This is a genomic window from Fulvivirga kasyanovii (assembly GCF_009711405.1).
Lineage (GTDB): Bacteria > Bacteroidota > Bacteroidia > Cytophagales > Cyclobacteriaceae > Fulvivirga > Fulvivirga kasyanovii.
In genome coordinates this window covers 1-2,335 of record NZ_SMLW01000214.1, presented here as the reverse complement: position 1 = coordinate 2,335, position 2,335 = coordinate 1, and the positions used below count along the sequence as shown (strand labels likewise).

3 protein-coding genes are annotated in these 2,335 nt (G+C 42.7%); all 3 read right to left on the bottom strand.

What is annotated here, in order from left to right; translation table 11 throughout:
• Positions 1 to 260 (bottom strand): hypothetical protein (locus E1163_RS00945; RefSeq protein ID WP_155168653.1); only part of this gene is annotated, 260 nt, incomplete at its 3' end.
• Positions 261 to 528: 268 nt separating this feature from the next.
• Positions 529 to 1,584 (bottom strand): sensor histidine kinase, encoded by a 1,056-nt coding sequence (locus E1163_RS00940; RefSeq protein ID WP_155168652.1) that lies wholly within the window; start codon positions 1,582 to 1,584, stop codon positions 529 to 531.
• Positions 1,585 to 1,588: 4 nt separating this feature from the next.
• A complete protein-coding gene (locus E1163_RS00935) occupies positions 1,589 to 2,278 on the bottom strand; it encodes a response regulator transcription factor (RefSeq protein ID WP_155168651.1) in 690 nt (229 codons plus the stop codon).
• Positions 2,279 to 2,335 lie beyond the last annotated feature (57 nt).

Below are 2,335 nucleotides of genomic sequence, written 5' to 3'. Positions count from 1 at the left end.
ACCTTGTTCAGGTCTATTTTTGAGATCATGCCCGGCATGGTCATTTCATAGATGCTTGGCATATTCTTATACATGGACTTAAAGGGAGGTACTGAGCCTTTCGGCCTGGGGCGAACACGCTGATTGACCTCATCGTCCCATTGAGGGGCAAAAGGATCAAAAAAAGGCTGGCTTTCAGGTAAGGCACCGGTTGACTCCAGAGAAACATCCAAGGGATGTGGCTGGGCTGCACCAGGAGATGGTGTTTTTTCTTCAAACATCGGTAGTTGGTTTATATAGCCTTGTTTACATTAATACCCTGATTACACCATCTGAAAAATACCTTTCAGGAACTTTTCATGACCATAATGATGGGGGCATTATAGCTGCTTAGAGAAAAAATGATATTAATCTCGGTATTTAGCGCAAGAATATGGGGAGTATAATTATTCACTCATGCGCATGAGCCGACAATATAAACATCATCCGGACAATTTTCCAAGAATTAATTCCGGTTTAAAAAAGATGGAAATGGTTTAAGAGGATTTGCTATTCGCCGCTAACCTGTTCAGGAGCCTTCTTTGGGAGTTTAAAGCTAAACACAGACCCCTTCCCAGGCTCGCTGGTCACCTCTACTTTGGATTTGTGGACTTCCATGATGTGTTTAACGATGGCCAATCCAAGGCCAGTACCGCCCTTTTCGCGTGAGCGGCTTTTATCTACCCTGTAGAACCGTTCAAAGATCCTTTTGATATGTTCGGGAGGTATGCCTTCCCCGGTATCTTTTACACGTGTAATGACATGAGAGTTAGTAACTTCAAAGTCGATGGTGACTTTGCCATTTTTGTTGGAATATTTAATGGCATTGCTCACCAGATTGGTCACTACCTGATTGATCCTTTGCCAGTCGGCGTAGACCATCGCTTGCTCCGGGGCATGTTTGGATATTTTGAGCTCGATGTCCTTCTTTTCGGCTTTGTTTTCAAACTGGTCGATCACTTCCTCTGCCAATTGCCGGATGTCGAAAGACTCAAAATGCATTTTGATTTCACCGGTCTCGATCTGTGACAGGGTCAGCAGGTCCTGGACCAGTATGTCCAGCCCGTCAAGGCTCTTGGCGGCCTTTTTTAGAAACCTGTTTCTTACGCTTTTATCTTTTACAGCACCATCAAGCAAAGTGTGTACAAATCCCTGGGCCGCAAATATTGGTGTTTTGAGTTCGTGGCTTACATCGGCAATAAACTCTCTACGAAATGCCTCAAGTTTTTTTAGTTCATCAATTTCCTTTTGCTTCAGGGCTGCGTAAGAGAATATCTCTTCATTGATCTTTTTTAAGGGATTGAATAAACCTGACTTGTTTTGGTCGATAGAAGTCAGCTCACTTTCCCTCAGGTTATCGAGCAGGCTGTATATTTTATTAATCTCGCGAAAGATCAGAAACTCCAGGATAATAAAACCCAGTAAATAGGTTGAAGAAAGGCTGATGAGAAAAGTTACCACCAAAGCACTGCTGCTTACCTCTTTAAACAGTGAAAGGAAAGAGGTGGTAACCACTGCAATGCAAAAAGCCAGCAGCACGGCAATTAACCTGGAATTAAAAACCATATGCTTAGTTGAGACTGAACTTGTAGCCTACACCTTTAATGGTTTTGATGTAGTCATCTCCTATTTTCTCCCTCACCTTTCTGATATGCACATCTACGGTACGGGCCAACACATAAACGTCTGACCCCCAGATATTCTGTAGCAATTCATCCCGGTCAAATACCTTATTGGGGTTTTGTGCCAGAAAATACAGAAGCTCAAACTCTTTCTTAGGAAGCGACACTTCATTTCCCTTCATCTGCACGGTGTAGCTGGTGCGGTCAATGACGAGGTCGCCGATAGATATCTGGTTGGTAACTTCTTTTTTCTTGGTGTCCCTTCTGAAAAAGGCATTGATCCTGCTCATTAATGCACGCGGCTTAATGGGCTTGGTGATATAGTCATCGGCACCAACATCAAAGGCAGCCACTTCAGAGTATTCTTCAGAACGCGCCGTAAGGAATATGATAAATGTGCCGGATATATCAGGTATTTCCCTCAGTTGCCTGCAAGTTTCAACGCCATCTTGCCGGGGCATCATGATATCCAGCAGAATAAGATCTGGTTTGAATCTTTTGGCTATTTCAACACCCTTAACGCCATCCAAAGCAGTTTTCACTTCATAACCCTGTTTTTCAAGGTTATACTTTAACAACTCAAGGATTGCTTCTTCATCATCCACAACAAGCACTTTATGGCCTTGCTTGTTTCCCATAATTTATTCTCTTTAGTTGAATTTCGATCCAATATTACTACAAACAAGATATAAAAT